The organism is Kribbella albertanoniae (assembly GCF_004348455.1).
In the GTDB taxonomy this organism is placed as follows: Bacteria; Actinomycetota; Actinomycetes; order Propionibacteriales; family Kribbellaceae; genus Kribbella; species Kribbella albertanoniae.
The window spans coordinates 1-3,368 of record NZ_SMKA01000454.1; the positions used below are offsets into that span (position 1 = coordinate 1).

Consider the following 3,368-nt stretch of genomic DNA (forward strand, 5'->3'; position numbering starts at 1 on the left):
TGGGGGATGTGGTGGTTGGGGCGGGGGTGGGGCGCTTGGCCAGGTCGGAGCTGGCTTGGATTGCTACCCACATCTGCTGGATCTGGTCGGCGGTGTGGACGATCCAGAGGCCGGCCATGCCGTTGGGCAGGGGGACGATTTTGCAGGTCCGTTCGCGGACGGCGTTTCGGTGACCGTCGGCTTCGGCACTGGCTTGGTGCTTGGCGACCTGGGTGCGGAGGGACCGGCGGAGGTTGGCATTCGTCTGGGAGGCGGCCCGGCGCAGGACGTGGGTCTCGACCGACTTTGCGTCTTCGTCGGACAGCCCTCGGGTTGCTTCGGAGATCGCAAGGGCCTTCGACCAGGAGATGGCTCCGGTTCGCAGGGCGGTCAGGGTGGCGGCGACGGGGCCGGTGAGGTGCAGGGCGGTCTCGATGTGCTGGGCTACGGTGTTCGTCGACAGGTGTAGCGCTGCGCCGATCTCGGCGGCCCAGGACCGCTCCGGGTCGACCGGTCGGCCTGACGAGTCGATCACCTCGGGGCGCGGGGTCTCGGCCTCTTGCGCTTTGCGCTGGCGGAAGAAAGTCGCCATGGCGCCGGCCTTCATCGCCTCGGCCCAGGACGCGAGCCGCGAGGTCGCCTTGATGTACTCGATCAGGGCCATCGGTGACAGGCATTGCGGGCGGGTCTCTTCCAGTGCGGCCGCGAGGTCGCCGCCGGGCGGTAGGAACACCCAGGCCGGCGCGGACTGGCGCAGCATGAATAGCTCGGCTTCGTCCTGGTCGGCGGAGGCCCACAGCTCCCACTCCAGTTGGTCGACGGCCGACATCGGCGGGAGGTCGTCGTCGTACACATCCTCTTCGCTGAACACCGTCGGCGCCTCAGGATCGTCGGCGTACAACAGGTTGTCGTAGACGTCGTCGGGTGGCTGATACGGCTCGCTGGGTGGGAAGAAGGTCCCGGCCGGCCGGGAATCGGGCGGTGGAACCAGAGTGAACCGACCGCCCGCTCGGCGCGCGAAACTCCCGGCGAGCATCTGCTCGTCGGGGGCGCAGGCCGAGTGAATCGTCATGGACACATATTAGAACGTATGTTCGAATGCGCCAAATCGACGGGTTCTCCGCTGCTCCGGGGGTGGTCGCCACTATGCTTCGGCACGTCCGAGTGTGCTTCGAGGAGAGGACGACATGGTCACCGCGATCGTGTTCATCAAGGCCGATGTCGCGCGGATTCCGGAGGTCGCCGAGCAGGTGGCGGCCATCGCTGGAGTCAGCGAGGTGTACTCCGTGACCGGCGGGCTCGACCTGATCGCGATGATCCGGGTCGCTCATCACGACGAGCTGGCGACCGTGATTCCGGACCACGTGAACAGGGTTCCCGGCGTACTGAGCACGGAGACGCACATCGCGTTCCGGGCGTACTCGACACATGACCTGGAGGCCGCCTTCAGCCTGGGCCAGGAGGACGGTGTCTGAGGCTCGGAACCACGCCCTTTCTGACACGCGCTGAAGTTACGGTGAACGTATGAGCAACCCTCCCGCAGGCTGGTACCCGGATCCGACCGGGCAGCCCGACACCATTCGCTGGTGGAACGGGAAGCAGTGGACCAATCGGACCGAGAAAGAAGCGGTCGGTTCCACAGAGCCTGAGCCGGTGGACGGGGCCGCGGCAAGCGACGACGGACAGCCAGCTTGGAGTGTGACGGCGTCCCAGGAGCCGGTGTCGGCGGAGCCCGAGCCTGAGCCTGAGGTTGGCGCTCAGCCCCAGCAGGGTTGGGGGGCTACTGCGTCTGTGCAGGAGGGGTCCGGCGCTGGTGCTCCGACGTGGGGTGCGACGCAGAGTGGGTGGGATACGACTTCACCTCCGCAGCAGGGTGGCTGGTGGCCTAATCCGGATGAGGCCGAGAGTGGGCCTCGGCTGGCTGCGGTAGCGCCGGTGGGTGGCGGCGATCCGGCCGCTGCGAGCGGTGAGGTGCGTGGGGATGACGGGCTGACGCCGTTCGAGCGGGCGCGGGCTACCTGGAACGCGCCGGAGATTGCGCCGGCGCCACCTGAGCACTGGACGCAGCAGCCGGTTCCGGAGGTTGTTGAGGCCGCTCCGGAGGGTGAGGTCACCTCACCGGGTGAGGAGCAGGCTGCGCCGAACGGGTGGACGCTACGGCTGGCTGACACGCCTGAGGCTGACGCGCAGGCTGACGCGGAGGCGGATGCTCAGGCGGACGCAGCGGCAGAGGCTGGTACGGCGGACGCCAGTGGCGGTCGGTGGGGTGCCTCGGACGGCGATTGGGGTGTTGAGGGCGAGACTGACGTACAGGCGGGTGTTAGTGCTGCTGGTGGGTGGGGTGTCGAGGCGGACACCGGAACGCAGACCGCGGCCAGTGGGTGGGGCGCCGAGGCGGACGGCGGGGCTCAGGCTGGTACGACGGAGGCTTGGGGAGCTGCGGGTGGCGACGGTGGAGCGGTAGCGGCTGGCGCTGGTGGTGTGGCGGATGGTGGTGAGCAAGGGTGGTCCGATGTGAGTTGGACTCAGGCTCCCAACGCTGCACGTAAGCCCCGTGAGTCGAGTGCTGTGGAGGAAACCACCGAGGTCCAGGCGAGCGCCGAGCCGGACAGCGAGACCACGCAGGTCCAGCCGACCTGGGGTGAGCAGGCGGGTGGCGACGCTGCCCAGCCACAGCCGACCTGGGGCGAGCAGGCGGGTGGCGAGACCACGCAGGCGCAGCCGACCTGGGGCGGGCAGACCGGTGACGACGCCACTCAAGTACAGCCGACCTGGGGTGGGGAGGCTCAGTCTGGCTCGGGTGGGCAGGCGGCTGGCGAGGCTGCGCAGGTGCAGTCGGGGTGGGGTGTGGATCCGGATTTGCAGCAGGAGGCGGGTCAGCAGAGTTGGGGTGTTGCGGCTTCGGAGGAGAAGACGCAGGTGTGGGGCACGGATGCCTCTGCTGGGGCCACGGCGCCGGAGACTGCGGGTGATGCGCCTCAGAGCCAGGTGAGTTCCTGGGGTGCGCAGCAGTCCGCGGGTGGTGAGCAGACGGGCAGCACGTCTTGGGGTGGGCAGCAGGAGGCTGGTGCGTCCGGTCAGGGCACTGCAGGTGCTCATGACCCGTGGGGGGCGAGCGGTCAGCAGGCTGGTCCTAGCGCTTGGGGTGCTGGGCAGAGTAACGGTGGTCCCTGGGGCGGGCAGCAGGAGACCGGGTGGGGTGCCGCCGGGCCAGAGCAGACCGCCAGTCAGACCGGGTGGGGTGCTGGGGCAGAGCAGACCGGGAGTCAGACCGCCTGGGGTGCCGAGCAGCAGGCCGTCGGTCAGACTGCGAGCGGGCCTGAGCAGAAGCAGGCGGCTTGGGGAGCCAGGCAAGGTGGCACGGCCGCGACACAGGCTGAGGGTGGGCC

3 protein-coding genes are annotated in these 3,368 nt (G+C 69.0%); 2 read left to right on the top strand and 1 reads right to left on the bottom strand.

Features of this window, described 5'->3' with window-relative positions; translation table 11 throughout:
* Positions 1-1,051, bottom strand: a 1,051-nt coding sequence (locus tag E1261_RS43950) for a DUF222 domain-containing protein (RefSeq protein WP_132416190.1), incomplete at its 3' end; no start/stop codon positions are given.
* 115 nt (positions 1,052-1,166) lie between these two features.
* On the opposite strand from E1261_RS43950, the gene E1261_RS43955 reads away from it, so the two are divergent.
* On the top strand, positions 1,167-1,454 hold the full coding sequence (locus tag E1261_RS43955) for an Lrp/AsnC family transcriptional regulator (protein ID WP_132416191.1): 288 nt from the start codon (positions 1,167-1,169) through the stop codon (positions 1,452-1,454).
* A gap of 49 nt (positions 1,455-1,503) precedes the next feature.
* A partial coding sequence (locus E1261_RS43960; RefSeq protein WP_132416193.1) for a DUF2510 domain-containing protein occupies positions 1,504-3,368 on the top strand: 1,865 nt, incomplete at its 3' end.